This window comes from Burkholderia sp. AU31624, from assembly GCF_020420065.1.
In the GTDB taxonomy this organism is placed as follows: domain Bacteria; phylum Pseudomonadota; class Gammaproteobacteria; order Burkholderiales; family Burkholderiaceae; genus Burkholderia.
The window spans coordinates 101,048-127,599 of the sequence record NZ_JAIZRT010000003.1; the positions used below are offsets into that span (position 1 = coordinate 101,048).

22 protein-coding genes are annotated in these 26,552 nt (G+C 68.7%); 13 read left to right on the plus strand and 9 right to left on the minus strand.

Translation table 11 applies throughout. The annotated features are described in order from the left end of the window. Positions 1–176 precede the first annotated feature (176 nt). On the plus strand, positions 177–1,031 hold the full coding sequence (locus LGM89_RS10760) for a sulfurtransferase (RefSeq protein ID WP_089495367.1): 855 nt from the start codon (positions 177–179) through the stop codon (positions 1,029–1,031). A gap of 22 nt (positions 1,032–1,053) precedes the next feature. Continuing rightward, positions 1,054–1,947: a tRNA glutamyl-Q(34) synthetase GluQRS gene (gene gluQRS / locus LGM89_RS10765; protein WP_089495368.1), complete on the plus strand. Its 894-nt coding sequence runs from the start codon at positions 1,054–1,056 to the stop codon at positions 1,945–1,947. Positions 1,948–2,132: 185 nt separating this feature from the next. Here the strand turns inward: gluQRS and LGM89_RS10770 are convergent, their stop codons facing one another. From LGM89_RS10770 to purT, 4 genes are all read right to left on the minus strand, one after another. Further along, positions 2,133–3,701, minus strand: a complete 1,569-nt coding sequence (locus LGM89_RS10770) for a DEAD/DEAH box helicase (RefSeq protein WP_089495369.1) — start codon at positions 3,699–3,701, stop codon at positions 2,133–2,135. A gap of 376 nt (positions 3,702–4,077) precedes the next feature. Then, positions 4,078–4,458, minus strand: a complete 381-nt coding sequence (locus LGM89_RS10775) for an MliC family protein (protein WP_089440710.1) — start codon at positions 4,456–4,458, stop codon at positions 4,078–4,080. An 81-nt stretch (positions 4,459–4,539) separates the two neighbouring features. Continuing rightward, positions 4,540–4,725: a DUF6726 family protein gene (locus LGM89_RS10780; RefSeq protein ID WP_089426022.1), complete on the minus strand. Its 186-nt coding sequence runs from the start codon at positions 4,723–4,725 to the stop codon at positions 4,540–4,542. A gap of 18 nt (positions 4,726–4,743) precedes the next feature. Beyond that, positions 4,744–5,958 carry a formate-dependent phosphoribosylglycinamide formyltransferase gene (gene purT, locus LGM89_RS10785; RefSeq protein ID WP_043189007.1) on the minus strand — a complete coding sequence of 405 codons (1,215 nt, stop codon included), beginning with the start codon at positions 5,956–5,958 and terminating at the stop codon, positions 4,744–4,746. Positions 5,959–6,171: 213 nt separating this feature from the next. Between purT and LGM89_RS10790 the strand changes: the two genes are divergently transcribed. Together LGM89_RS10790 and LGM89_RS10795 are read left to right on the plus strand one after the other, a co-directional pair. Then, on the plus strand, positions 6,172–6,717 hold the full coding sequence (locus tag LGM89_RS10790; protein ID WP_089440712.1) for an META domain-containing protein: 546 nt from the start codon (positions 6,172–6,174) through the stop codon (positions 6,715–6,717). Positions 6,718–6,894: 177 nt separating this feature from the next. Then, entirely contained in the window at positions 6,895–11,604 is a 4,710-nt protein-coding gene (locus LGM89_RS10795; protein ID WP_226273045.1) for a DNA translocase FtsK, read from the plus strand. A gap of 98 nt (positions 11,605–11,702) precedes the next feature. Here LGM89_RS10795 and LGM89_RS10800 read toward each other — a convergent pair whose 3' ends face one another. Further along, positions 11,703–12,947 carry a lactonase family protein gene (locus tag LGM89_RS10800; protein WP_089495371.1) on the minus strand — a complete coding sequence of 415 codons (1,245 nt, stop codon included), beginning with the start codon at positions 12,945–12,947 and terminating at the stop codon, positions 11,703–11,705. Between the two features lie 166 nt (positions 12,948–13,113). On the opposite strand from LGM89_RS10800, the gene LGM89_RS10805 reads away from it, so the two are divergent. After that, a complete protein-coding gene (locus LGM89_RS10805; protein ID WP_226207088.1) occupies positions 13,114–14,943 on the plus strand; it encodes a glycoside hydrolase family 15 protein in 1,830 nt (609 codons plus the stop codon). Positions 14,944–15,155: 212 nt separating this feature from the next. Further along, positions 15,156–16,631: a polyhydroxyalkanoate depolymerase gene (locus LGM89_RS10810; RefSeq protein WP_226207089.1), complete on the plus strand. Its 1,476-nt coding sequence runs from the start codon at positions 15,156–15,158 to the stop codon at positions 16,629–16,631. 88 nt (positions 16,632–16,719) lie between these two features. On the opposite strand, the gene LGM89_RS10815 is transcribed toward LGM89_RS10810, so the two are convergent. After that, positions 16,720–17,352 carry a TetR family transcriptional regulator gene (locus LGM89_RS10815; protein ID WP_039370405.1) on the minus strand — a complete coding sequence of 211 codons (633 nt, stop codon included), beginning with the start codon at positions 17,350–17,352 and terminating at the stop codon, positions 16,720–16,722. A gap of 156 nt (positions 17,353–17,508) precedes the next feature. On the opposite strand from LGM89_RS10815, the gene rsxB reads away from it, so the two are divergent. Both rsxB and nth read left to right on the plus strand, forming a co-directional pair. Then, positions 17,509–18,510 carry an electron transport complex subunit RsxB gene (rsxB, locus tag LGM89_RS10820; RefSeq protein ID WP_226273046.1) on the plus strand — a complete coding sequence of 334 codons (1,002 nt, stop codon included), beginning with the start codon at positions 17,509–17,511 and terminating at the stop codon, positions 18,508–18,510. Then, a complete protein-coding gene (gene nth, locus LGM89_RS10825) occupies positions 18,507–19,151 on the plus strand; it encodes an endonuclease III (RefSeq protein WP_042976184.1) in 645 nt (214 codons plus the stop codon). Before rsxB ends, nth begins: the two co-directional genes overlap by 4 nt. A 151-nt stretch (positions 19,152–19,302) precedes the next feature. On the opposite strand, the gene LGM89_RS10830 is transcribed toward nth, so the two are convergent. Beyond that, entirely contained in the window at positions 19,303–20,232 is a 930-nt protein-coding gene (locus LGM89_RS10830) for a DMT family transporter (protein WP_089495375.1), read from the minus strand. Between the two features lie 260 nt (positions 20,233–20,492). Between LGM89_RS10830 and LGM89_RS10835 the strand changes: the two genes are divergently transcribed. After that, complete coding sequence (locus LGM89_RS10835; protein WP_011352791.1) at positions 20,493–20,927, plus strand: DUF1841 family protein; 435 nt, start codon at positions 20,493–20,495, stop codon at positions 20,925–20,927. Between the two features lie 99 nt (positions 20,928–21,026). Here the strand turns inward: LGM89_RS10835 and LGM89_RS10840 are convergent, their stop codons facing one another. Beyond that, complete coding sequence (locus LGM89_RS10840; RefSeq protein WP_011352792.1) at positions 21,027–21,386, minus strand: c-type cytochrome; 360 nt, start codon at positions 21,384–21,386, stop codon at positions 21,027–21,029. A gap of 40 nt (positions 21,387–21,426) precedes the next feature. Beyond that, positions 21,427–21,786 carry a c-type cytochrome gene (locus LGM89_RS10845; protein WP_011352793.1) on the minus strand — a complete coding sequence of 120 codons (360 nt, stop codon included), beginning with the start codon at positions 21,784–21,786 and terminating at the stop codon, positions 21,427–21,429. Positions 21,787–22,032: 246 nt separating this feature from the next. Here LGM89_RS10845 and LGM89_RS10850 point away from each other — a divergent pair, with 246 nt between their 5' ends. The 4 genes from LGM89_RS10850 to tal all read left to right on the plus strand — a co-directional run bounded on the left by LGM89_RS10850 (position 22,033) and on the right by tal (position 26,466). Continuing rightward, a complete protein-coding gene (locus LGM89_RS10850) occupies positions 22,033–22,875 on the plus strand; it encodes an AAA family ATPase (protein WP_089426034.1) in 843 nt (280 codons plus the stop codon). A 27-nt stretch (positions 22,876–22,902) separates the two neighbouring features. Continuing rightward, entirely contained in the window at positions 22,903–24,078 is a 1,176-nt protein-coding gene (locus tag LGM89_RS10855; protein ID WP_034190734.1) for a vWA domain-containing protein, read from the plus strand. 54 nt (positions 24,079–24,132) lie between these two features. Then, positions 24,133–25,344: a benzoate/H(+) symporter BenE family transporter gene (locus LGM89_RS10860; protein WP_226273047.1), complete on the plus strand. Its 1,212-nt coding sequence runs from the start codon at positions 24,133–24,135 to the stop codon at positions 25,342–25,344. A gap of 168 nt (positions 25,345–25,512) precedes the next feature. Then, a complete protein-coding gene (gene tal, locus LGM89_RS10865; protein WP_089473329.1) occupies positions 25,513–26,466 on the plus strand; it encodes a transaldolase in 954 nt (317 codons plus the stop codon). The last annotated feature ends 86 nt before the right edge of the window (positions 26,467–26,552 follow it).

The following is a 26,552-nucleotide window of genomic DNA, read 5'->3' on the forward strand; positions in this document are numbered from 1 at the left end:
AAATCCCCGCGCTGGCCGTTCGGCCGATGCGCGCGACCGCACGTCGCGCGGCTGGCCAGACGGCAGGGTGCCGGCCCGGGCGCGGTTTGCGGGATAATACGGTTTTTCGAATCCACGCCCCGGCTTCGCACCCTTTTTTGCGGGCCGCCGTGCGGCCGTTTTCCCGTCGGACCATCATGACCATCGTCAACCTCGCCGCCTACCACTTCGTGTCGCTCGACGCGAACGAGCAATGGCGCCCGCTCGTCACCGCCCGCTGCAACGAACTCGGCCTGCGCGGCACGATCCTGCTCGCGCCGGAAGGCATCAACCTGTTCATCGCCGGCACGCGCGAAGCCGCCGACGCGTTCATCGCTTACATCCGCCACGATCCGCTGTTCGAGGGCAAGTTCGCGTCGCTGCAGTTCAAGGAGAGCCTGTCCGACTCGCAGCCGTTCCGCCGCATGCTCGTGCGCCTGAAGCGCGAAATCATCACGATGAAGAAGCCGGCGATCAAGCCGGAACTCGGCCGCGCGCCGTTCGTCGATGCGCGTACGCTGAAGACGTGGCTCGATCGCGGCCACGACGACACGGGCCGCCCGGTCGTGATGCTCGACACGCGTAACGCCTTCGAAGTCGACGTCGGCACGTTCGACGACGCGCTCGACTACCGGATCGACAAGTTCAGCGAATTCCCCGAAGTGATCGACGCGAACCGCGCCGACCTCGAAGGCAAGACGGTCGTGTCGTTCTGCACGGGCGGCATCCGCTGCGAGAAGGCCGCGATCCACATGAAGGAAATCGGCATCGAGAACGTGTACCAGCTCGAAGGCGGGATCCTGAAGTACTTCGAGGAAGTCGGCGGCGCGCACTATCACGGCGACTGCTTCGTGTTCGACTACCGCACCGCGCTGAATCCGCAGCTCCAGCCCACCGAGAACGTCACGTGCTTCGCGTGCCGCGCGGTCGTCACGCCGGAAGCGCAACAGTCGTCGAGCTACGTGCCCGGCAAGTCGTGCCCGGCTTGCGCACCGGCGGCCAGCGCCGCGTAAGCGCGCACTGCCCCGCGCTCCGATGACCGGCTATCGCGGCCGCTTCGCGCCGTCGCCCACCGGCCCGCTGCATTTCGGCTCGCTGGTCGGCGCGCTCGCGAGCTGGCTCGATGCGCGCGCGCACGGCGGTGCATGGCTCGTGCGCATCGAGGATCTCGACGGCCCGCGCACGGTGCCGGGCGCCGCCGACGACATCCTCGCGACGCTCGCGCATTTCGGCATGACGCCCGACGAGCCGCCCGTCTGGCAAAGCACGCGCGATGCCGCCTATACGGCCGCGCTCGAACGGCTCGTCGCGGCCGGGCTCGTCTATCCGTGCGGCTGCACGCGCAAGGAAATCGCCGATTCGCTGCGCGCCGCGCACGAGCGCCATACGACGCTCGCGTACCCGGGCACCTGCCGCACCGGCCTGCACGGCAAGCCCGCGCGCGCGTGGCGGCTGCGCGTGCCGGACGGCAGCGACGCACTCGTCACGTTCGACGATCGCTGGCAGCACACGCAATCGCAGAACCTCGCGACCGAAGTCGGCGATTTCGTGCTGAAGCGTGCGGACGGCCAATGGGCCTACCAGCTCGCGGTCGTCGTCGACGATGCCGACGCGCACATCACGCACGTCGTGCGCGGCGCCGACCTGCTCGACTCGACCGCACGCCAGATTCACCTGCAGCACTGCCTCGGCGTGCCGACGCCGCAATACCTGCATGTGCCCGTCGTCGTCGATGCGAACGGCGAAAAGCTCAGCAAGCAGACGGGCGCGACCGCGCTCGAACGCAACGATCCGCTGCCGGCGCTGCACGCCGCGGCCGCGCACCTGGGCCTCGCGCCCGACGGCACGCTTGCAGGCGCGACTCTCGATACGTTCTACGCCGCCGCCACGGCAGCATGGGCGAGGCGCTTCGGGCCGCAGGCCGGCTGACGCACGCAGCGCGCCGATGTCGCGGCGACCGGGCCCAAGCCGGATGCCGACTGCATCCCCCCGCCGACGCCGCACGCCCGCCTCCCCCGTCAAATCGGAGCCCCAATGAAAAACGGGCACATGCTCATCGCATGCACCCGCTTCTCCAGCAGCGCTCGCGCGCCGCGCCGTCACGTTCGCCCGGCTTATGCCGACGGCTTGCGCGGCATCCCGAACCCGCCGAGCAGTGCGGCGACCTGACGCTTCGGCCCCTTTTTCTCGGGCTGCTGCGCCGGCTGCGCGTCGTCCTGCTGCTTCGCCGGCGCCGACGGCTCGTACGGCTTCAGGAAGAAATCGTCGACCGGCGCTTCGTGGCGACGGTGATGACCGCGCTCGGAACCGCCCGGCCGGCGCCCCGATGCACCGCGATGCTCGTCGCGATCGCGACGGCCGCCTCGTTCACCGCCCCGCTCGCCACCGCGCTCGCTGTTGCGATCGCCGCCGCGGTCGTTGCCGCGCTCGTCGTGACGGTGGCGTGCCGGCTTGTCGAGCGCGAGCGTCTGCACTTCGAGCGGACGCTTGATCAGCTTCTCGATATCGGCGAGCTGCTTGCGCTCGTTCGGGCTGCACAGCGACAGCGCATCGCCCGTCGCACCCGCACGGCCGGTACGGCCGATCCGGTGCACGTAGTCTTCCGCGCTGAACGGCAGGTCGAAGTTGATCACGGCCGGCAGTTCGGCGATGTCGAGGCCGCGCGCGGCCACGTCGGTCGCGACCAGCGCCTCGATCTCGCCGCGCTTGAACGCGTCGAGCGCCTGCATCCGCTCGATCTGCGTCTTGTCGCCGTGGATCGCCGACGCGACCACGCCGTCGCGCTCGAGATTGCGCGCAAGCCGGCTTGCGCCGATCTTGCTGTTGCAGAACACGATCACCTGCTTGAGGCCGCGATCGCGCAGCAACTGCACGACGGCCGCCTGCTTGTCGCCTTCGGCGACGTCGTAGACGATCTGCGTGACGTTCGCGTTCGTCGAGTTGCTGCGCGCGACCTCGATCGTCTGCGGGTTGCGCAGGTAGGTCGACGCGAGCTTCTTGATTTCGCCCGAGAAGGTGGCCGAGAACAGCAGCGTCTGGCGTTCCTTCGGCAGCAGGTTCAGGATGCGCTGCAGGTCGGGCAGGAAGCCCATGTCGAGCATCCGGTCGGCTTCGTCGAGCACGAGGATCTGCACCTGGCCGAGATTCGCCGTCTTCTGCTGCACGTGGTCGAGCAGGCGGCCCGGCGTCGCGATCAGGACCTCGACGCCGCGGCGCAGCTCGGCCATCTGCGGGTTCATGTCGACGCCGCCGAACACGACCGCGCTGCGCAGCGGCGTGTGCTTCGCATACGCGTGCACGTTCGCGGCGACCTGGTCGGCGAGTTCGCGGGTCGGCGTGAGGATCAGCGCACGCACCGGGTGGCGCGCCGGAGACGCGCTCGTGTTGGCCTGCGGCAGCAGGCGCTGGATGATCGGCAGCGAGAAACTCGCGGTCTTGCCGGTGCCCGTTTGCGCGGCGCCCATGACGTCGCGGCCGGCGAGCACGACCGGAATGGCCTGCGCCTGGATCGGCGTCGGCGTCGTATAGCCCTGCTCCGCAATGGCTTTCAGGATATCGGCGGCAAGGCCGAATTGATCGAAGGTTGCGTCGACGGGCTTGGCGACAGAATCGGACATGGTGGCGTTTCGCTCAAAAGGCGCGGCGGGGACATCGTGCGTCAGGCCAGCCGGGCCTGCGCTCATCACAATTCGGAAATAGACGGAGCCGCGGCGCGCCGCGCGGCGCCGCTCTGGCGCTTGGGACCGGTTCAATGTGAACGCTGGACGCCAGGCCGTGCGGACTCCGTTCGGCGCGAATGCCGGCGGAAAGGGCCGTATTGTAGCACTGCGCGGCCATCTGTCCGTGACAACGCGGCGAACGGCCACAACGGCGGTTCGCGCGACGGGCCCGGGGTGGCCCGCGCGCTAGACGGATGACCTGATCGGACTAGCCCGATGGGCCAGCGGGTGATTTCAGGGCCCGATCCCTGATCGCCAGGCCCGATCGCCCGCGGCCAGGCCGCGTACCCGGCCGTCAGGCCCGGGAGCCGGGCGCACGATCCCTGTTCCCGCCCGGCGCTCAGCCCTTCTTCTTTTTCTTCTCCACCTGTACGCAGTCGCCCAGCAGCGGCGGCGCGCTCTGGTCGGCGATCTCGTCGCGCAGCGTCGCCTCCTTGCCCTTCGTCCACCACGTATAGCGGCCGGCCTGGTAGCGCGCGCCCGACGCCGACACGGTGTCGACGAACAGCATCTGCTTCCCGTTGACCGGCACGAGCGCGAAGCTCTGGCCGTTGCCCGCGAGCCAGTACGACACGCGCACCGGCTGCTTCTGGTTCGCGCACTGGTAGACGGTGAACTGACGCGAATCGGCGTCGATCTCTTCGACGGTCAGCTGTGCGGCATGCGCGACGGAAACGGCCGTGCCGGCGAGCGCGAGCGCGGCGAGGGTTTGGCGAATCATGCAGGTCCTCTCACGAGACGGGTGGAAACGCGCCCTCGCAGGGCACGTGATTATTGTTGGCGATCGGGTCGGGTAGCGTGATCAGGGATCGATGACGTCGGCACACGCGTCGGTCGGTGCGGCCGCGACATGGCCGACGAGCGGCACGATCTTGAGCCCGGCCGAGGCCACCCGGCACGGTGCGGCCGCGAGCCCGCAACCCGCGAGGTTCACTGCAAGCGCCAGCGCGACGGCCAGCTTTCCGATACGCAGCCACTTCGGCGTCATCGTCCTCTCCTGATTACGTCAGCGGGCCGACACCGGCCGGACGGCCGCGGCGGCGCGCTTCGCGCGTTCGCGGGCTTCGTCGACGGTCGCGCCGGTCGCCAGCGCGACGCCCATGCGCCGCTTCGCGAAACTTTCCGGCTTGCCGAACAGGCGCAGGTCGGCGCCCGGCACGGCAAGCGCGTCGCGCACGCCCTCGAACGCGATCCCGCGCTCGTCGAGCCCACCGTAGATCACGGCCGACGCGGCAGGCGTACCGAGCGCCGGATCGACCGGCAGCCCGAGAATCGCACGCGCGTGCAGCTCGAATTCCGACTGGCGCTGCGACGCGAGCGTGACGAGGCCCGTATCGTGCGGCCGCGGGCTCACCTCGGAGAACCACACGTCGTCGCCGCGCACGAACAGCTCGACGCCGAACATCCCGCGCCCGCCGAGCGCCTCGGTGACCTTGTGCGCGATCTCGCGCGACTTCTCGAGCGCCACCGCGCTCATCGGCTGCGGCTGCCACGATTCGACGTAGTCGCCCGCGACCTGCACGTGGCCGACCGGCTCGCAGAAATAGGTGCGCGTGGCGTTCGTCGCCGGATCGATCGCGCGCACGGTGAGCTGCGTGATCTCGTAGTCGAAATCGACGAAGCCCTCGACGATCACGCGGCCGTGGTTCACACGCCCGCCCGCCATCGCGTAGTCCCACGCCGGCTTCACGTCGGCCTCGGTCTTCACGACCGACTGCCCCTTGCCCGACGACGACATCACGGGCTTGACGACGCACGGCATGCCGATCTTCGCGATCGCCGCGCTGAACGCCTCGAACGAATCCGCGAACGCATACGGCGAAGTCGGCAGGCCGAGCTCCTCGGCCGCGAGCCGGCGGATCCCTTCGCGATTCATCGTGAGCTGCGTCGCGCGCGCGGTCGGGATCACTTCGGCGAGGCCGGCCGCCTCGATCGCCGCGAGCGCGTCGGTCGCGATCGCCTCGATCTCCGGCACGATCAGGTGCGGGCGTTCGGCTTCGACGATCGCGCGCAGCGCGGCGGCGTCCGTCATGTCGATCACGTGCGCGCGATGCGCGACCTGGTGGCCCGGTGCGTCCGGATAGCGGTCGACCGCGACGACTTCGACGCCGAGCCGCTGCAACGCGATGATGACTTCCTTGCCGAGCTCGCCGGCGCCGAGCAGCATGACGCGCGTGGCCGAGGGTGAGAGCGGCGTACCGAGCCGCTGACCGATCTGCATGTGATTACCCGCTTCTGGTGGAGGACGAAAACGGCTCCGATGTTAACACGCGCCACGGCGCCGGTTTTGCGCGTTTCGCCGCGCCGGCGCCCGGCCGCGGGCCGCTCGCGAGCAGGCTGCGAACGTTTTCACGCGTGAAGTGTCGGCTCGCCTGCCGCGGCACGGGTGCGTTACTCTTACGCCTTGATCAGAATCCGATGAGGAACGAGGCTCATGTCCCACCTGTCCGCCGCCGCACGCGCCCGCACCGGCCTGCTTCGCCCGCTGCGCGCGCCGCTCTGCGCGTTGACGCTTGCCACGCTTCTCGCCGCCTGCGCGATGCCGACCCACCCCGATTCCGCCGCCCCCGCACCCGACCCGTACAACCCGGCGGCCGTCCAGCTGCTCGACGACACGAGCTGGGAACTCACCAGCTGGCTGAATGCCGACGGCACGCAGCGCGCGATCCCGCACGGCGACAACGGCGAGCCGATCAAGCTCGCGCTGTCGACCGACTCGGGCATCCGGCGCGCCAGCGGGTTCTCGGGCTGCAACCGCTACATGGGCACCTACGCGATCAAGAACGGCCTGTTGAGCTTCGGGCCGCTCGCCGGCACGCGGATGGCCTGCCCGAATACGCTCGGCGGCCAGCTCGAAACCGCGTACCTCGACGCACTCGCCCACGTCGACAAGACCGGCGTGCAGATGCGCGAGCCGCAGCAATTGCAGATCGTGACCACGTCCGGCGCGACGTTGACCTTCACGCACCGGAGCCCCTGATGCAGGGCGCGCGCGAAGGCCGACCGACCGCCTTCGCCTGGCGCGCCACGCGCGTGTGCCGCGCACACGCGTCGCGCGGCGTGAATCGGATGCACGCCGCGTTAGAGTCTTGTTCGCCGGCCGGTTAAACTCGGCGGGTCGCGCCCCGCGCGCCCCTCCCCACTCCTGTTTCAAAGCATGCACACGGTTGTCTTCGGCTGGTTCGGCATCTCCGCCGTCTGGTTCCTCCTTCTCTTCTGGCGTCTCGTGCAGGCGATGCTGCCTGGCGGTGTCGGGCTTGCCGGCCGCGGCTCGATCCGTCTGTGGCTCGGCTTCGCCGCGGTGTTCGTGGCGAGCTGCACGCTGACGAGCCCGCTGTCGGGCCCCGATACGAACGCGCTCGGCCATGCGTTCTCGACAGGCTTCGCCCACGTGCTCGGCCCGATCGGCACGCCGGTCGCGATGGTCGTGCTGTTCTTCGCCGGGCTGCCCTGGCTGACCGGCATCGGCTGGCGGCAGTTCGCCGCGTGGGTCGATACGTCGTTCGGCGTCAAGCTGGCGCGGGACGGCGGTGACGACGAAGCACGCGGCATCGCCGACCTGCCGCGCAGCGCATTGCATCGCGACGACGACATCGTCCAGCCGACCACCGCGCATACCGTCAATTCGATGGCGCCCCGCCAGAACGGCCGGTATTCGCGCCCGACGCTGTGGAAACCCGACCCGCAGGCGCGGCCGAAGCCGCGCAGCAGCACGCCTGCGCGCCCGCACGTGGAACCTGTTGCGCCGTCGGGCTGGTTGAAGCCGGCCGCGCCCCAGCGCAGCATGCCGACACCGCCCGCGCCGATCACGCCGGCCAGCGCGATGCCGCCGCCGACGACCGGCAGCACCGCCAGCCTCGCGCGCGCAGCCGCGAACGCGCAAGTCCCGCGCCCGGATCCGGCCCCGCTTCCTGCCGGATTCGAACCTGTCCGCCCGCGGCCGACTGCCGCGCGGCCGGCTACCGCCGCGTTGAAGCCGGCCCCGCCGCGTACCACGGTCACGCCGCGGCCGGCCATCGCGCAGCCGCCGCGCCCGCCCGTACGCCCCGCAGCTGCAGTCGGTTCGGCCGGCCTGACGCAGGATGCGGCACGACGTCGCCCGCCGCAGCCCACGCCGGCGCGTGCACCGCTTTATGCCTGGACGGAAAAACCCGCCGCGCCGATCACGCCGGCGCCGAGCGTGCACGACACGCTGCGCTCGATCGAAGCCAGCACCGCGCAGTGGGCGACGCTGGGCGGTGCGCAGGACGATGCCGGGCACGCGGCGGCGGCAGCGGCAACCGTGGCCGGTGTGGCCGCGACGGCGGCCGGCATGGCAGCGCCGGCAGCCGCGGCCGTGCCGGCCGGGATCGCTTCCGCGGCCCACGGCCTCGCAGCCCGTGACGCCAGTACTCCGCTCGCCCACGATCCGGCGCCGGCGTACGACGACAACGCACCGATCGTGCTCGATGCGTTCAATCCGGCAGCCCCCGCCGTCCAAGCACCCGTCGCCGATGCGGGCGCCGTGGCAGTCGACGGCGCCGCACCGCACGCGGTGTCGAATACCGGCAGCGACGATGCCGCGTTCCCGCATCACGCCAATGACGAGATCCGGCACGCCGACGATGTCGCTGCCGCTGCCGTACCGGCATCGGGAATCTCGCCCGCGCCGACGTTCGACGCACCCATCGACCTCGCGCCGTGGGAGGACCTCGCCGGCCAACCGGTTTCCGCGTTCGACGCATCCGCCTGGAACCCGGTCGCCGAGTCATCGACCGATGCGACGGAACCGGAACCGGCCCATGCCGCCTTCGCGCAACCCGGGACCGAGGCGGTTCACGACCTCGCCGCGAGCAACCCGGCATCCATCGATACCGACGACAAGTACACGGCGCATCCGGCTCCTGCAATCGATCGCACCGTATCGGCCAGCGTGCCTCCGGGCATCGCCAATGCACACGCCGACGTGAAACCCGCCGGGAACAGCGTGCCGTTCGCGGCCCTCCCCGCTTCGCCGATCGTCGAAACGACGCCGCGCGCGAATGCCGAAACCAGGCCGTTTGCGGCGGCGGCGCCGGCCGCATCGAGTGCCGCACTGGAAGCTGCCAAGTCGGATACGGTGGAACCTGCAGCGCCGCTGGCGGCAACCGCTGAAGGCACCGCACGGGCGACAGCATGGACGTGGACACCTGCGACGGCGCAACCGGCCCCGACGAATACGCCTGTCACCGCGGAATTGCCGAAATCGCCGGTTGCCGCTCAACCGTTTGCCGCCGCGCAAACGGCTTCGGCAAGCACTGCGTCGCCGCTCGTCGGCACCGCGTACGGTTCGACCGCACAAGCGCCTGCATCCGCTTCAGGCATCGCGCCTGTCGCCGTTACCGCTTCGTCGGATGGTGTGATCGACACGGCATCCGGTTCGCCGGCTCAACCGGCTACGTCGACCGTTGCAGCCGTTCCGTCGGCATCTGCGATCGGCGTAACCGGCGCTGCGTCGACCTCGCTTTCGCAGCCTGCCGCTTCGACATCGAACACTGCTCCCGTCGCGCCAGCATCCCCCGTCGGCGTAACCGGCGCTGCGTCGGCTTCGCTTTCTCAGCCGGCCGCTTCGGCATCGAACACTGCACCCGTCGCGCCGGCATCTGCGATGGGCGTAACCGGCATGGCGTCGACCTCGCTTTCGCAACCAGCCGCGTCGGCATCGACCGTTGCGGGCACGACTTACGGCTCGTTCCCCCGCGCATCAACACCCGCATCGCCCGTTGCGCCCGCCGTGACGCCGTCGACGGCCAGCCCGACAGCCTCGGCATCCGGTTCGAGCACGCCGGCGATCGCTACCACGACACCCGTGAATGTCGTGTCCAGCTCGGTCGCGGCTCCCTCCGCCGCGCCTGCCCCGACGCATCCGGCCACCCCATCGACCTCGTCGACCGGTACGACATTCGGCACCTTCGCCCCCTCCGGCGTAGTCGCACCGATCGCCACCGCCGCGGCCACCCCAGCGCAACCAATCGCCAGTTCGCCCGTCGCTCCGGCCGGCTCGCTGACGTCCTTCGGCGCAACCACTGCGGCGCTGGCTCCGTCGATCGGTTCCGCACCCGCAGCCATCGAAGCCACGACGTTCGCCCCCCCGGCCGCCGCGAACTCGTCGCCGGCAAGCTGGTCCGTGTCGAACGTCTCCGCGGCACCGTTAGCCGCATCGCCCGTGGCACCGCTGCAACCCGCAGCAACGATCCCCGGCGCGAGCCTGTCCGCGCCAGCGCCCCCCACTGCCCCGCCGGCCGAAGCAACCACCCCGGCAACCGAACCGGCCCCGCCTGCCGCAGCCGGCTCGCCCGCCCCCGACACCCCCGCGCGCCAGCCGCGCCCGAACGCATTCGAATTCCACGCACCCGCGTCGTTCAGCGTCGAACTGCCGACGCTCGACCTGCTCGAGCCCGCGTCCGCGTCCGGCGACATCGAAACGATCACCGACGAACACCTCGCGCAAACCGCGCAGGTGATTGAACAGCGGCTGCAGGAATTCAAGGTGCCGGTGACGGTGGTCGGCGCGTCCGCCGGCCCCGTGATCACGCGCTTCGAGATCGAACCCGCGCTCGGCGTGCGCGGCAGCCAGATCGTCGGGCTGATGAAGGATCTGTCGCGCGGCCTCGGCCTCACGTCGATCCGCGTCGTCGAGACGATTCCCGGCAAGACCTGCATGGGCCTCGAACTGCCGAACGCGAAGCGGCAGATGATCCGCCTGTCGGAAATTCTCGAGTCGCGCCCGTACCAGCACTCGGCGTCGCAATTGACGATCGCGATGGGCAAGGACATCACCGGCCACCCGGTCGTCACCGATCTCGCGAAGGCGCCGCACATGCTCGTCGCGGGCACGACCGGCTCGGGCAAGTCGGTCGCGATCAACGCGATGATCCTGTCGCTGCTGTACAAGGCGACACCCGAGGACGTGCGACTGATCATGATCGACCCGAAGATGCTCGAGCTGTCGGTCTACGAAGGCATCCCGCATCTGCTCGCGCCGGTCGTCACCGACATGAAGCTTGCGGCGAACGCACTGAACTGGTGCGTCGGCGAGATGGAGAAACGCTACCGGCTGATGTCGGCGGTCGGCGTGCGCAACCTCGCGGGCTTCAACCAGAAGATCCGCGATGCCGAAGCGAAGGAAAAGAAGATCGGCAACCCGTTCTCGCTGACGCCCGAGGATCCGGAGCCGCTGTCGACGCTGCCGCTGATCGTCGTCGTGATCGACGAGCTGGCCGACCTGATGATGGTCGCCGGCAAGAAGATCGAGGAACTGATCGCCCGCCTCGCGCAGAAGGCGCGTGCGGCCGGCATCCACCTGATCCTCGCGACGCAGCGTCCGTCCGTCGACGTGATCACGGGCCTGATCAAGGCGAACATCCCGACGCGCGTCGCGTTCCAGGTGTCGTCGAAGATCGACTCGCGCACGATCCTCGACCAGATGGGCGCCGAATCGCTGCTCGGGATGGGCGACATGCTGTTCCTGCCGCCGGGCACCGGTTATCCGCAGCGCGTGCACGGCGCGTTCGTCGCGGACGAAGAAGTGCACCGGGTCGTCGAGTACCTGAAGCAGTTCGGCGAGCCGCAGTACGAGGAAGGGATCCTCGACGGCCCGGCCGCCGACGGCGCGACGCAGGACCTGTTCGGCGATGCGCCGGACGCGGAAGCCGATCCGCTGTACGACGAAGCCGTCGCGTTCGTCGTGCGCACGCGGCGCGCGTCGATCTCGTCGGTGCAGCGGCAGTTGCGCATCGGCTACAACCGCGCCGCGCGCCTCGTCGAGCAGATGGAGGCGGCCGGGCTCGTGTCGCCGATGGGCATCAACGGCAGCCGCGAGGTACTCGTGCCGGCCGCGGCCGACTGAGCGCTGCAACCGGTCGGCCGCCGGCAACCGATACGGGCGCGCCGGGAAACCGGCGGCCCCAAAAACGAAGGGCGCTGCATCGCAGCGCCCTTTTTCATTTACAGCACCGGCACCAGCTTGAAGTCGACCGGCTTGCCGACCGCCACCTTCTGCGGATTCGGGCCGAGCTGCCCCGTTTCGACATTGCGGCTGAACACGTAGAACGTATCGCTGTCCTGGTTGCCGACAATCAGCCACTTGCCGGTCGGATCGATCAGGAACTCGCGCGGCGTCTTGCCGAGGCTCGACTGGCGGCCGACCTGCTTCAACCGGCCGTCGGCCTGGTTCACCGCGTAGATCACCAGGTCGTTCGCGTCGCCGCGGTTGCTCACGTACAGGAAGCGGCCGTCCGGCGACAGGTGGATCGCGCCGCCGCCGACCTTGCCCTTGAAGCCCGGCGCGGTCATCGACACGGTCTCGACCGGCGTCAGCTTGCCGTCGTGGTAGCCGAACACCTCGACCGACGCGTTGAGCTCGCTCGTCACGTACGCATACCGGCCGTCGGCGCCGAACACCATGTGGCGCGGGCCCGAGCCCGCCTTCACCGGCGTGTAGCGCGTGTCGGTCGGGCTGATCAGCCCGCGGCTGCCGTCCACCGTGTAGCGGTAGCCGTAGATCTTGTCGGCGCCGAGATCCTGCACGAACAGGTAACGGCCGTCCGGCGAAAACACCGTCGAATGCACGTGCGCGCCGTCCTGGCGGCCCTTCACGGGCCCCGTGCCTTCATGGTGCACGGTCAGCGCGGCCTGGCCGACCGCGCCGTCGTCGCGCAGCGGAAACACCGCGAAGCTGCCGCCCGGATCCTTCGCGACCGAGTAGTTGGCGGTCACGAGGTACTTGCCGTCGGGCGACAGCGCGAGATAGCAGGGATCGTTCCCTTCCGACGACACGCGGTCGATGAAACTCAACGCGCCCGTCTTCGCGTCGAAGCGGAATGCGCTGACGCCGCCGCGCGTGGTCGCCGGCCCGTCGTCGCCGGGCAGTTCGTTGACCGCGTAGACGGTGCGACCGTCGCGGCTCGGCAACAGATACGACGGATTCACGGTCTTCGCCGACGACACGGGCGCGACGCTGCCGGTTTTCGTATCGAAGCGGTAAACATAGATGCCGTCGCTGCCGCCCCCCGTATAGGTGCCGACGAGCAGGTTGTAGACGCCGTCGGCCGGGGCGGGCGATTGCTGCGCGAATGCGTGGGTCGCGGAAAGGGAAAGCACGATCGCGAAACCTTTCATCCAGTGAGCGAGCCTAAGCGGGAACCCTCGTGTCGAAGCGCGTGCGTCACGCTCGCGTAAACGGTTGGGCATTGAATCCTCCTTGCATCGAGTCGCTTCAAGTGTTGAGATAGGACGAAACGCCGGCCGTTCATGCGCTCCGCCGCCCGGCCGAGTATACGGGGCGCGGTGCCAGCGCGTGAAGCCTTGGCCGCCGCCGTCCGCATTGTGAACTCGAATACCCAAGGATCGCCTGCCCATGCCTGCCCTGATCGAAGACTACGCCCTCGTCGGCGACGGCCATACTGCCGCGCTGATCGCTAAAGACGGCTCCGTCGACTGGCTGTGCTGGCCCCGCTTCGATTCGGGCGCCTGCTTCGCGGCGCTTCTCGGCACCCCCGAGCACGGCCGCTGGCTGCTCGCGCCGGCCGCCGACGCCGCGATCACGCACACGACGCGCCGCTATCGCGGCGACACGCTGATTCTCGAAACCGACTACGAAAGCGCCGACGGCGCCGTCACCGTGGTCGACTTCATGCCGCCCGGCAACGGCTGGTCCGAACTGGTGCGGATCGTCGTCGGCCGCCACGGCACGATGAAGATGCGCATGGAGCTCGTGTTGCGCTTCGACTACGGCTTCTCGATCCCGTGGGTCACGCAGCTGACCCGCGAGGACGGCATGAAGGCGATCGCGGGCCCCGACACCGTCGTGCTGCGCACGCCGGTGCCGCTCACCGGCAAGAATCTCCACACGCTCGCGGAATTCACGGTGAGCGCGGACGAGCGCGTGCCGTTCTCGCTCAGTTATGCGGCGTCGCACCTGCGGCTGCCGCCCGCGCGCGATCCGCTGTCGATGCTCGCGCGCACCGAGAACTACTGGCTCGAATGGTCGGGCCGCTGCCAGGTGCAGGGCCGCTACGCGGCGGCCGTGCGCCGCTCGCTGATCACGCTGAAGGCGCTCGCGTACGAGCCGACCGGCGGCATCGTCGCCGCGCCGACCACGTCGCTGCCCGAGAAGATCGGCGGCAACCGCAACTGGGACTACCGCTACTGCTGGCTGCGCGACGCGACGATCACGCTGCTCGCGCTGATGCGCGGCGGCTACTACGACGAGGCGCGCGCGTGGCGCACGTGGCTCGGCCGCGTGATGGCCGGCTCGCCCGAGCAGATCCAGATCATGTACGGGATCGCCGGCGAACGCCGGCTGCCGGAAATGGAGCTCGACTGGCTGCCCGGCTACCAGGACTCGAAGCCGGTGCGCATCGGCAACGGCGCCGCGAACCAGCTCCAGCTCGACGTGTTCGGTGAGGTGATGGCCGCGCTGCACCTCGCCCGGGTGGGCGGCCTGCAGGCCGACGACACGGTCTGGTCCGTGCAGTGCGCGCTGCTCGACCATCTCGAGAAGATCTGGCAGGAGCCCGACGAAGGCATCTGGGAAACGCGCGGCGGCCGCCGCCATTTCACGTTCTCGAAGGTGATGGCGTGGGTCGCGTTCGACCGCGCGATCAAGTCGGCGGAGATGTTCCGGCTGCCCGGCTCGCTCGACCGCTGGCGTGCGCTGCGCGACCAGATCCATGCCGACGTGTGCGCCAACGCGTGGCACGAAAGCAAACGGGCGTTTGCGCAGAGCTACGGCAGCGACGAGCTCGACGCCAGCGTGCTGCTGATGCCGCTGCTCGGCTTCCTGCCGCCGGAAGATCCGCGCATCGTCGGCACGGTCGAGGCAATCGAGCGGGAGTTGCTGCACGACGGGCTCGTGATGCGCTACCGCACGACCGACTACGACGACGGCCTGCCGCCCGGCGAAGGCACGTTTCTCGCGTGCAGCTTCTGGCTGGTCGACAACTATGCGCTGCTGGGCCGGATCGACGACGCGCACCGCCTGTTCAGCCGGCTGCTCGCGCTGTCGAACGACCTCGGGCTGCTCGCGGAGGAGTACGACCCGGTGGCCGGGCGGCTCGTCGGCAACTTCCCGCAGGCGTTCTCGCACGTGGCGCTGGTGCATACCGCGATGAACCTGATGCACCACGAGGACGCGATGGCGCGCGCGGCCGGCCAGCCCGCGCCGGCCGTGGCGACGGGGCGCTGAACGGGGGCGCGAGCGGCTTGGTCAGATAACGTCAAATCGCAAAACTTTGATGAAAAATCGGGGAAATGTTGCATTGCACCACCCATCGTTGTCCGATATGATCGACGCGATTGTCCGGCTGCAATGCAACATGGCCGGTCGCTGACCCACACGGCACGCCGCGACGCCCCACGCCGCCCTTGCGCTCCGTCCCCCACGCGGGAGTAGTCTGCATGCTTTACCAACTGCACGAATTCCAGCGCGCCATGCTGAGCCCGCTGACGGCCTGGGCCCAGGCCGCTTCCAAATCGTTCGCCAATCCGTCCAGCCCGTTCTCGCTGATGCCGGGCGCGACGCGGATGGCCGCCGCGTACGAGTTGATGTACCGGCTCGGCAAGGATTACGAGAAGCCCGAATTCAACATTCATCAGATCGTCAAGGACGGCCACAACATCCCGATCGTCGAGCAGACGATCGTCGAGAAGCCGTTCTGCCGGCTGCTGCGCTTCAAGCGCTATTCGGACGACGCCGACGCCGTCACGCAACTGAAGGACGAACCGGTCGTGCTGGTCTGCGCGCCGCTGTCGGGCCACCACTCGACACTGCTGCGCGACACCGTGCGCACGCTGCTGCAGGATCACAAGGTCTACATCACCGACTGGATCGACGCACGGATGGTGCCGGTCGAGACCGGCCCGTTCCACCTGCACGACTACATCGCGTACATCCAGGAGTTCATCCGTCACATCGGCGCGCGCAACCTGCACGTGATCTCGGTGTGCCAGCCGACGGTGCCGGTGCTCGCGGCGATCTCGCTGATGGCGAGCCGCGGCGAGGACACGCCGCTCACGATGACGATGATGGGCGGCCCGATCGATGCGCGCCGCAGCCCGACGTCGGTGAACTCGCTCGCCACGCAGCACTCGACCGCATGGTTCGAGAACAACGTGATCCACACGGTGCCGGCGAACTATCCGGGCGAAGGCCGCCAGGTGTATCCGGGCTTCCTGCAGCACACGGGCTTCGTCGCGATGAACCCGGAGCGGCACGCGCAATCGCACTGGGATTTCTACCAGAGCCTGCTGCGCGGCGACGAGGACGACGCCGAAGCGCACCGCCGCTTCTATGACGAATACAACGCGGTGCTCGACATGGCCGCCGAGTATTACCTCGAGACGATCCGCGTCGTGTTCCAGGAGTTCCGCCTGGCCGAAGGCACGTGGGATGTCGAAGGCGAGCGCGTGCGTCCGCAGGACATCCGGCACACCGCGCTGATGACGATCGAGGGCGAACTCGACGACATCTCGGGCAGCGGCCAGACGCACGTCGCGCACGAGCTGTGCACGGGCATCCCGCAGGACCAGCGCCGCAGCCTGACCGCCGAGAAGTGCGGTCACTACGGGATTTTCTCGGGCCGCCGCTGGCGCACGATCATCTATCCGCAGCTGCGCGATTTCATCCGCGAGCATGCACCGGAGCCGAAGCACGGTGCGACGAAGGATGTCCCGGAAACGCCGGCCGCCAAGACGCTCGCCGCCGTGCCGGCCGGCGACGCACCGGCCGAAACGACGCGCGCCACCACGGCGAAGCGCACGCGCGCGAAGGCGCCGGCGAAGGCCGCCGCCCCCGCCAAGGCCGCACCGGCCGCGAAACGCGCCGCCGCCGTCAGCCCGCGCGCAAAAGCCGTGCGCACGCGCAAGGCCGCCTGACGCACCGCGTTCCGACGAAAAAACGCCGCCGTTGCCTGCGCACGGCGGCGTTTTTACATCGGGCGCCCGCTTCGGCGCGGTCAGCGCATCAGCGCCGCAGCAGATAGGCGAGCAGCACTTCGGTGTTCATCCGGACCATCTCCGCGCGCTCGTCGGCATCGGTGAAGTCGCGGCCGAGCGTCGCGGCAAGCGTGAAGCGGTTCGACACGATGTAGTAGCCGAGCCCCGACAGCGTCACGTAGAAGCGCAGCGGATCGACGTCGGTGCGGAACAGCCCGGCCTTCTGGCCGCGCGTCAGCACGTTGCCGAGCTTCGCGACGATCGGCGACATCATCTCGCGGATCCGCGTCGACTTGTGCAGGTAGCGCGCTTCGTGCAGGTTCTCGTTGTTGATGAGCCTGAGCAGTTCCGGATGGTCGCGGTAGTAGTCCCAAACGAAATGCGCGAGCCGCGTGACGGCTTCGACCGGCGCGACGCCGTCGAGATCGAGCTCGCGCTCGGCCTCGGTCAGCGCGGAGAACGCGTGTTCGAGCACCGCCGTGAACAGCTGTTCCTTGCTGCCGAAGTAGTAATAGAGCATGCGCTCGTTGGTTTCGGCCCGGCGCGCGATCTGGTCGACGCGCGCGCCGAACAGCCCTCCACTCGCGAACTCTTCGGCTGCCGCCATCAGGATGCGGCGGCGCGTACCTTCAGGATCTCTTTTGATTTTTGGCTGATTCATGGTGGCGTTTTGCTATGTGAGCCGCTTGATCCGGACCGGCACCCCCACCGCCTTGGCGCCGGCCGCCCTGGAACGGGCGCGCCGCGAACGGCCGCCCTCCTGCTGAGCCCCTGCAAAAAAGCGGTTCGATTATGCGCACAGACGGCGTCCAGCGCAATGCGGGAAATCGGCGATAATCGAGCTTTGGCAAACCTTTCCGGCCGCGCCCGACGCGGCCGAGAGCCATTCGGCGCCGCTGCGCCCGTTGTCACCGTGACCGATTCCAAAACACTCGCAGATCGCATCGAAGATCTGCTTCCCCAGACGCAATGCACGAAGTGCGGCTATAACGGCTGCCGCCCGTACGCGGAGGCGATCGCCGCCGGCGAGGCGAACTACAACCAGTGCCCGCCCGGCGGCGCCGAAGGCATCGCGCGCCTGTCGAGCCTGCTCGGCAAACCGGTGATTCCGCTGAACCCCGTCAACGGCAGCGAGCATCCGCGCGCGGTCGCCTTCATCGACGAAAGCCTGTGCATCGGCTGCACGCTGTGCATGCAGGCATGCCCGGTCGACGCGATCGTCGGCGCGCCGAAGCAGATGCACACGATCATCGAGTCGCAGTGCACCGGTTGCGACCTGTGCGTGCCGCCCTGCCCGGTCGACTGTATCGCGATGCTGCCGGTGACCGGCGAACGCACCGGCTGGGACGCGTGGTCGCAGGAGCAGGCCGACGCCGCACGCGAGCACCATGACCTGCGGCTCGCGCGCCAGCGCCGCGAACGCGAGGCCGCCGAAGCGCGCGCGGCCGCCCGCCGCGCGGCGAGCGCCGCGAAACCGGCTGCGGCACAGGCGGAAACGCCATCCGCCGCGCCGGCCGCCGCACCCGCGGACGACGCCGAAGCGAAGAAGCGCGCGATCATCGCCGCCGCGCTCGAACGCGCGCGCAAGAAGAAGGAAGAGCTGTCCGGGCAAGGCGCCGGGCCGAAGAACACCGAAGGCGTGAGCGCGGCCGTCCAGGCGCAGATCGACGCGGCCGAGGCGCGCCGCAAGCGGCTCGCCGAACAGCAGGCCCAACGCGACGCCGAGGCGGCCGCCGCGAGCGGCAACGACGAAAAGAACGACGCAGGCAACGACGGCCCGGATGGCCCGTCCGCACCGCCCGACCCGAACGCTCCATGAACGCCAGCAAACGACGCGCGATCTACGAAACGCTGCAGAGCCTCAATCCGCATCCGACCACCGAGCTCGAATACTCGACGCCGTTCGAGTTGCTGATCGCCGTGATGCTGTCCGCGCAGGCGACCGACGTATCGGTCAACAAGGCAATGCGGAAGATGTTTCCGGTCGCGAACACCCCGCGACAAATCGTCGCACTCGGCGAAGAAGGCGTCACCGAGTACATCAAGACGATCGGCCTGTACCGGACCAAGGCGAAGAACGTGGTCGCGACGTGCCGGATCCTGCTGGACCGCTACGACGGCGAGGTGCCGGCCGATCGCGAAGCGCTCGAAGGGCTGCCGGGCGTCGGCCGCAAAACCGCGAACGTCGTGCTGAACACCGCGTTCGGCCAGCCGACGATCGCGGTCGACACGCATATCTTCCGCGTCGCGAACCGCACCGGGCTCGCGCCGGGCAAGGACGTACGCGCCGTCGAGGCCGCGCTCGAGAAGTTCACGCCGAAGGAATTCCTGCAGGACGCGCATCACTGGCTGATCCTGCACGGGCGCTACGTGTGCAAGGCCCGCAAGCCCGAATGCTGGCATTGCGCGATCGAGCCGCTGTGCGAATTCCGGCCGAAGACGCCGCCGCCGAACGAGTGATGCGCCACCGCGGCTGACAGGCCGCAGGCCGCCCGGCGCCAGGCGGCCGGGCGGACGACGCGCGCCCCGTCGGCCGTTGATCGGCCGGCAAACCGCAACCACGATCGCGCATCGCCACCCGCGCTGCCGCCCCGCTTTCCCCCTTCCCGACTTACGCGTTGGACGTCGCCGTCGCGTCGTCTGCCGCCGCGCCGCCCGCGCGCACCAGCGCCAGCACGGCAGCCAGAATCGCGACGCCACCCGCCCACTGCAGCGGCGACAACGCTTCGCCGAACAGCAGCGCCGCAAGCGCGACCGTCACGACCGGTTCGAGCGTCGACAGCATCGACGTGCGCGCGGCCCCGAGCCGTTCGAGGCCGGCAAAGAACGCGAGCATCGCCGCCACCGTCGACACGAGTGCGATCGCGAGCATCGACGCCCAGCCGCCGGCTGTCGCGGGCCAGCGCGGCGGCGCGCCGAACGCGGCGGTCCGCACGACGGCGATCGCCACGAGCGTCGCGGTGGCCGACAGGCAGATGATCGCGGTGGTCGCGAGCGGATCGACGCCGCGCGTCGCCTTCGTGCCGCCGACGATGTACAGCGAATAGATCACCGCGGCAGCCAGCGCGAGCGCGATCCCGAGCGGCTCGCCGTGCCCGCCGCCGACCATCAGCGCCGAACCCGCGACGCACAGCACGAGCGCGACGGCCTTCGCGCGCGTGAGGCGCTCGCCGAGCCACCACGCGGCCAGCAGCGTGACGAACGCCGGATACAGGTACAGCAGCAGCGCGACGAGGCTCGCCTGCGCATGCTGCAGCGCGCTGAAATAGCAGAACGACTGCCCGACGTAGCCGAGCGCGCCCATCGCCACGAGCGGCGCGAGCGCGCGCCCGCGCGGCCACGCGACGCGGCGATGCCGTGCAATCGCGGCGAGCACCGCGCCGCCGATCGCGAAACGCACGATCAGCAGCCCGAGCACGTCGACACCGGCCGCATACGCGTAGCGGCCGAAGATCGCCATCGCGCCGAATGCGGCGGCGGACAGCGCGACATAGAGCGTGCCCTGCAGGGCGGCGGACGACGGGTGGGCGGTAGCGGTCATGACGAGACGGGCGCGAGCGGCGTGGCGACGGAAATCGTCGGAGTGTAACGGCGCGGCGGCGGCGAGCCTAGCCCGCGCTTACCCGTTCCCGGTCGCAGGCTCAGGGCGCAGGCGACCGGCCGGCGCCCTGAGCCTGCGCACCTGCTCGCCCGGCGGGCCAACGCACAGCCCGCTCCCGCCCGCCGCCAGCGCCGTGCGCCGACCCGGCGTACAATGCGCGACGCGGCACCACGCCGTCCGAATCACGACGTTTCCCCACCATGTTCAATCCAAGCCGCGACGAAGTGCGTCGCTTTTTCACCGAGACCTGGCGCAAGCAGCGCGCCGGCGAGATCCTGACGCCGCTGGAAGCGATGGCAGCCGACTGGATCGTCGAGCATCCCGAATACCACGACGAACTCGCCGACGCCGATGGCGCGACTGCGCGCGAGTACACGCCCGAGGAAGGCCGCACGAACCCGTTCCTGCACCTGTCGATGCATCTCGCGATCAGCGAGCAGTTGTCGATCGACCAGCCGCCCGGCATCCGCGCCGCGCACGACAAGCTCGCGGCCAAGCTCGACTCGACCCACGACGCGCAGCACGTGATCATGGAATGCCTCGGCGAGACGATCTGGGAAGCCCAGCGCACGAGCACGCCGCCCGATACCGACGCGTACCTGCAGCGCATCCTGCGTCGCGCATCGCGCGACTGAGCGCCGCGGCGCCGGCCCACGGGCGCCGGCGCGCGGACAAAAAAATACCCCGCCTCGGCGGGGTATTTTTGCTGCGCGAGCCCGTCGGGCCCGTCGCGCTTACTTCTTGAACACGAGATCGGTTTCTTTCAGCGACTCGATGTAGGCCGCGATGTCCTTCATGTCGCTGACCGACAGGCTCTGCACCTGCGCCTGCATGATCGCGTTGTTGCGACCGAGCAGCGGATTCGTGAGGCCCATCTGGTACTGGCGCATCGCCCACACGAGGTAGTCGGCGTGCTGGCCGGCGAGGCGCGGATATTCGGCGTTGATCGGCTTGTTCATCTGCGCGCCGTGGCAGGCGGCGCAGTTGTGCGATTCGACCAGTTCCTTGCCCTTCGTGGTGTCCGCCGCGTGCGCGGTACCGATCGCGAGGCCGGCCGCCAGTGCAACCGCCGCCGTCTTGAATGCGTTGTTCATGAATGCTCCTGTCCCGCCGGTCAGATCGGCGGCGCGCGCTTTACTTGTAGGGATTGTCCTTCGTGTCGGCCTTCTGGACGGCGTAGTACGCCGCCAGATCCGCGATGTCCTGGTCCGTCAGCGAACCGGCGATCGCATTCATCGACGGGAAGTGACGATCCTTCTTGCGATAGGCCTTCAGCGCGTTCTCGAGATATTGCTGGTTCTGGCCGCCGAGGACAGGCACCCGGTAGACCTCCGGGTACGCCGCGCGGTAGTCCTGGATGCCGTGGCAACCGATGCACATGGCGGCCTTGCTCGCCCCGTCCTTCGGGTTGCCGACCACACCGGCCGCCTGCGCGCTGCCCGCGAGCGCCACGAGCGCTGCGACAACGACGTGTTTGCCGACGAATTTGTTCATAGCTCTTGTAACCTAGCTTGAGGGGAAACTGGCGCCGAAGCGGCAACGGCCCGCGCCGTTATGCTTATCAGGTCGCCACGCAGGCCAAAAAAAACGGCCAGATTGTACCGCGTCGGCGGGGAACGCGTCCACAAGGCACCCCGGTTCGCCCCGCCACAGCCCCGCAACGATACGCGGGCGTGGCCCAACCGGACAGCCCTTCTGACTTATACTGGGTTTTTTTCCCCGATTGAGAAGAGCGCCGCCATGCGTTTCGAAGGGTCCTCGCACTACGTCGCCACCGACGATCTGAAGCTCGCGGTCAATGCCGCGCTGACGCTGCAACGCCCGCTGCTGATCAAGGGCGAGCCCGGCACCGGCAAGACCATGCTCGCCGAGGAAGTGGCCGCCGCGCTCGACATGCCGCTGCTGCAGTGGCACATCAAGTCGACCACGAAGGCGCAGCAGGGCCTGTACGAATACGACGCCGTGTCGCGGCTGCGCGATTCGCAGCTCGGCGACGCGCGCGTGAAGGACATCTCGAACTACATCGTCAAGGGCGTGCTGTGGCAGGCGTTCGATGCCGAGCACCCGAGCGTGCTGCTGATCGACGAGATCGACAAGGCCGACATCGAATTCCCGAACGACCTGCTGCGCGAGCTCGACCGGATGGAGTTCCACGTGTACGAAACACGGGAAACGGTCCGCGCGAAGCACCGCCCGCTCGTCATCATCACGTCGAACAACGAAAAGGAGCTGCCCGACGCGTTCCTGCGCCGCTGCTTCTTCCACTACATCCAGTTTCCCGACCCGGCGACGATGCAGAAGATCGTCGCGGTCCATTTCCCGGACATTCGCGAGGAGCTGCTGCGCGCGGCGCTCGAGAGTTTCTTCGAATTGCGCGGCGTGTCGGGCCTGAAGAAGAAGCCGTCGACGTCCGAGCTGCTCGACTGGCTGAAGCTGCTGCTCGCCGAGAACATCCCGGCCGACCAGTTGCGCGGCGTGGATGCGAAGCAGATCGTGCCGCCGCTCGCGGGCGCGCTGCTGAAGAACGAGCAGGACCTGAGCCTGCTCGAACGGCTCGTCTACATGAACCGGCACAACCGGTAATCCTCTCTCACCCGCGAAGGCCCGGCCATGCTGCTCAATTTCTTCTACGCGCTGCGCGCAGCCAAGCTGCCCGTCTCGGTGAAGGAATACCTGACGCTGCTCGAATCGCTGAAGGCCGGGCTGATCTCGCCGTCGATCGACGCGTTCTACTTCCTCGCGCGGATGACGCTCGTCAAGGACGAGCAGTACTTCGACAAGTTCGACCAGGCGTTCGGCGCGTATTTCCACGGCGTGTCCGCGCTGCCGTCCGAAGCGTTCGACATTCCGCTCGACTGGCTCGAGAAGCGCCTCGAGCGCGAGCTGTCGCCGGAAGAGAAGGCGCAGATCGAGGCGATGGGCGGGCTCGACAAGCTGATGGAGCGCCTGAAGGCACTGCTCGACGAGCAGAAGGAGCGCCACGAAGGCGGCAACAAGTGGATCGGCACCGGCGGCACGTCGCCGTTCGGGCACGGCGGCTACAACCCGGAAGGCGTACGCATCGGCGGCCCGTCGAACGGCAACCGCACCGCGGTGAAGGTGTGGGAAGCACGCGCGTATCGCGACTACGACGATTCCGTCGAGATCGGCACGCGCAACATCAAGGTCGCGCTGCGGCGGCTGCGCCGCTTCGCGCGCGAAGGCGCCGCCGAGGAGCTCGACCTGCCCGGCACGATCCGCAGCACCGCCGCGAACGCGGGCTGGCTCGACCTGCGGATGGTGCCCGAGCGCCACAACAACGTGAAGGTGCTGATGCTGCTCGACGTCGGCGGCTCGATGGACGATCACATCAAGCGCACCGAAGAGCTGTTCTCCGCCGCGAAGGCCGAATTCAAGCACCTCGAGTTCTTCTACTTCCACAACTGCGTGTACGACCACCTGTGGAAGAACAACCGCCGCCGCCACTCGGAACGAACCGCGACGTGGGACGTGCTGCACAAGTTCACGCCCGACTACAAGCTGATCTTCGTCGGCGATGCAACGATGAGCCCGTACGAAGTGCTGCAGCCCGGCGGCTCGGTCGAGTACAACAACCCGGAAGCCGGCGCCGTGTGGCTGCGCCGCCTCGCCGACCAGTTCCCCCATCATGCATGGCTGAACCCCGAGCCCGAACGGCTATGGGAATACCGGCAGTCGGTCGCGGTGATCCGCGACCTGCTCGGCCATCGCATGTATCCGCTCACGCTCGCGGGCCTCGAAACCGCGATGCGCGCACTCAGCAAGTAACGCCCCCACCCAGACACGAAGGCCGCGCCCGAGCGGCCTCCCCCCGGAGATAGCATGAACCCCTCGCCCACCGCGAGCGCCAGCCGCGCCGGCGGCCGCCGCTTTTTCGCCGATACGTCCGTCTCGGCCCTCGTCGCCGGCTTCGTCGCGATGATGACGGGCTATACGAGTTCGCTCGTGCTGATGTTCCAGGCCGGCCGCGCCGCCCACCTCACCGATGCGCAGATCTCGTCGTGGATCTGGGCGCTGTCGATCGGCATGGCGCTGACGACGATCGGCCTGTCGCTGCGCTTTCGCGCGCCCGTCGTCGTCGCGTGGTCGACGCCCGGCGCCGCGCTGCTGATCGCCTCGCTGCCCGGCGTGCCCTACCCCGAGGCAATCGGCGCATTCGTCGTCTGCGCGGTGCTGCTGACGGCCGTCGGCGTGAGCGGGCTGTTCGACACGCTGATGCGCAAGATTCCGGCCGGCATCGCAGCCGCGCTGCTCGCGGGCATCCTGTTCGAGATCGGCATCGAGATCTTCCGCGCCGCGCAGTTCCAGACGGCGCTCGTGCTCGCGATGTTCTTCACCTACCTGATCATCAAGCGGCTCGCGCCGCGCTATGCGATCGTCACGACGCTGATCGTCGGCACGGTAGTCGCCGGCGGTCTCGGCCTGCTCGACTTCAGCGGCTTTCACATCGCGTTCGCGAAGCCCGTGTTCACGATGCCCGCGTTCTCGATCGCGTCGATCGTCAGCATCGGCATTCCGCTGTTCGTCGTCGCGATGGCGTCGCAGAACGTGCCGGGCATCGCGGTGCTGCGCGCGGACGGTTATCAGACCCCGTCGTCGCCGCTGATCGCAACCACCGGCCTCGCGTCGCTGCTGCTCGCGCCGTTCGGCTCGCACGGCGTCAACCTCGCGGCGATCACGGCCGCGATCTGCACCGGCCCGGAAGCGCACGAGGATCGCGCGAAACGCTACACGGCCGCCGTGTGGTGCGGCACGTTCTACCTGGTCGCGGGGATCTTCGGCGCGACGATCGCCGCGCTGTTCGCGGCGCTGCCGAAGGCGCTCGTCGTGTCGGTCGCCGCGCTCGCGCTGTTCGGCTCGATCATGAGCGGCCTCGCGAACGCGATGCAGGAGGTGAAGCAGCGCGAAGCCGCGCTCGTCACGTTCATGGTCACCGCGTCGGGCCTCACGCTGCTGTCGATCGGCTCGGCATTCTGGGGGCTCGTCGCGGGGATCGTCACGCAGGTGATCCTGAACGCGCGCCGCCCCGCGTGACGCGGCACGGCGCCCGCCGCTGCGGCCATCGGACACGCCGGAACGTGCCCGACACGAATCGGGCCTAGAATAGCGGATCGGAGGCGGTGCCCGGCGCCGCCTCGCTTCGCCGCCGCGTTCGCGCGGCCCGTGAGAACCCGGCGCCTTGCGCCCTTCTTCCGAATCGCCATGACTACCGCACTCGACCAGCTGAAGCAGTACACGACCGTCGTCGCCGACACGGGCGATTTCCAGCAGCTTGCGCAATACCAGCCGCAGGACGCGACCACGAACCCGTCGCTGATCCTGAAGGCCGTCCAGAAGGATGCGTACAAGCCGATCCTCGAGAAAACCGTCCGCGATCATCGCAACGAAAGCACCGATTTCATCATCGACCGCCTGCTGATCGCATTCGGCACCGAGATCCTGAAGCTGATCCCGGGCCGCGTGTCGACCGAGGTCGACGCCCGCCTGTCGTTCGACACGCAGCGCTCGATCGACAAGGGCCGCGAACTCATCAAGCTGTACGAAGCAGCCGGCATCGGCCGCGAGCGCATCCTGATCAAGCTCGCGTCGACGTGGGAAGGCATCCGCGCGGCCGAAGTGCTGCAGAAGGAAGGGATCAAGTGCAACATGACCCTGCTTTTCTCGCTCGTGCAGGCCGCCGCCTGCGCGGAAGCCGGCGCGCAGCTGATCTCGCCGTTCGTCGGCCGCATCTACGACTGGTACAAGAAGCAGGCCGGCGCCGAGTGGAATGAGGAGAAGGACGGCGGTGCGAACGATCCGGGCGTGCAGTCGGTGCGCCGCATCTACACGTACTACAAGACGTTCGGCTACACGACCGAAGTGATGGGCGCGAGCTTCCGCACGACCAGCCAGATCACCGAACTCGCCGGCTGCGACCTGCTGACGATCAGTCCCGATTTGCTGCAGAAGCTGCAGGACAGCAACGAAACGGTCACGCGCAAGCTGTCGCCGGAAGCGCTGCAGGACAAGCCCGCCGCGCGTGTCGCGATCGACGAGGCCGCGTTCCGCTTCCAGCTGAACGACGACGCGATGGCGACCGAGAAGCTCGCCGAGGGCATCCGCGTATTCGCCGCCGATGCGGTGAAGCTCGAGAAGCTGATCGACTCGCTGCGCTGAGCCGCTGAGCCGCTGAGCCGCTGAGCCACGACAAGCGTCAGCGGCTGTCAGCAACACTGGCAACAGCCGTCAGCACGCACGCCGCA

Excerpts from the sequence above, each read along its gene's own strand:
- LGM89_RS10830 (WP_089495375.1), bottom strand. The coding sequence starts at position 20,232 with ATGACCGCTACCGCCCACCCGTCGTCCGCCGCCCTGCAGGGCACGCTC.
- LGM89_RS10790 (WP_089440712.1), top strand. The coding sequence starts at position 6,172 with ATGTCCCACCTGTCCGCCGCCGCACGCGCCCGCACCGGCCTGCTTCGC.
- LGM89_RS10780 (WP_089426022.1), bottom strand. The coding sequence starts at position 4,725 with ATGACGCCGAAGTGGCTGCGTATCGGAAAGCTGGCCGTCGCGCTGGCG.
- LGM89_RS10760 (WP_089495367.1), top strand. The coding sequence starts at position 177 with ATGACCATCGTCAACCTCGCCGCCTACCACTTCGTGTCGCTCGACGCG.
- LGM89_RS10840 (WP_011352792.1), bottom strand. The coding sequence starts at position 21,386 with ATGAACAACGCATTCAAGACGGCGGCGGTTGCACTGGCGGCCGGCCTC.
- LGM89_RS10860 (WP_226273047.1), top strand. The coding sequence starts at position 24,133 with ATGAACCCCTCGCCCACCGCGAGCGCCAGCCGCGCCGGCGGCCGCCGC.
- LGM89_RS10845 (WP_011352793.1), bottom strand. The coding sequence starts at position 21,786 with ATGAACAAATTCGTCGGCAAACACGTCGTTGTCGCAGCGCTCGTGGCG.
- LGM89_RS10805 (WP_226207088.1), top strand. The coding sequence starts at position 13,114 with ATGCCTGCCCTGATCGAAGACTACGCCCTCGTCGGCGACGGCCATACT.
- gluQRS (WP_089495368.1), top strand. The coding sequence starts at position 1,054 with ATGACCGGCTATCGCGGCCGCTTCGCGCCGTCGCCCACCGGCCCGCTG.
- LGM89_RS10850 (WP_089426034.1), top strand. The coding sequence starts at position 22,033 with ATGCGTTTCGAAGGGTCCTCGCACTACGTCGCCACCGACGATCTGAAG.
- LGM89_RS10810 (WP_226207089.1), top strand. The coding sequence starts at position 15,156 with ATGCTTTACCAACTGCACGAATTCCAGCGCGCCATGCTGAGCCCGCTG.
- nth (WP_042976184.1), top strand. The coding sequence starts at position 18,507 with ATGAACGCCAGCAAACGACGCGCGATCTACGAAACGCTGCAGAGCCTC.
- LGM89_RS10800 (WP_089495371.1), bottom strand. The coding sequence starts at position 12,947 with ATGCCCAACCGTTTACGCGAGCGTGACGCACGCGCTTCGACACGAGGG.
- LGM89_RS10855 (WP_034190734.1), top strand. The coding sequence starts at position 22,903 with ATGCTGCTCAATTTCTTCTACGCGCTGCGCGCAGCCAAGCTGCCCGTC.
- LGM89_RS10835 (WP_011352791.1), top strand. The coding sequence starts at position 20,493 with ATGTTCAATCCAAGCCGCGACGAAGTGCGTCGCTTTTTCACCGAGACC.
- LGM89_RS10815 (WP_039370405.1), bottom strand. The coding sequence starts at position 17,352 with ATGAATCAGCCAAAAATCAAAAGAGATCCTGAAGGTACGCGCCGCCGC.
- LGM89_RS10795 (WP_226273045.1), top strand. The coding sequence starts at position 6,895 with ATGCACACGGTTGTCTTCGGCTGGTTCGGCATCTCCGCCGTCTGGTTC.
- LGM89_RS10770 (WP_089495369.1), bottom strand. The coding sequence starts at position 3,701 with ATGAGCGCAGGCCCGGCTGGCCTGACGCACGATGTCCCCGCCGCGCCT.
- purT (WP_043189007.1), bottom strand. The coding sequence starts at position 5,958 with ATGCAGATCGGTCAGCGGCTCGGTACGCCGCTCTCACCCTCGGCCACG.
- tal (WP_089473329.1), top strand. The coding sequence starts at position 25,513 with ATGACTACCGCACTCGACCAGCTGAAGCAGTACACGACCGTCGTCGCC.
- LGM89_RS10775 (WP_089440710.1), bottom strand. The coding sequence starts at position 4,458 with ATGATTCGCCAAACCCTCGCCGCGCTCGCGCTCGCCGGCACGGCCGTT.
- rsxB (WP_226273046.1), top strand. The coding sequence starts at position 17,509 with ATGCGGGAAATCGGCGATAATCGAGCTTTGGCAAACCTTTCCGGCCGC.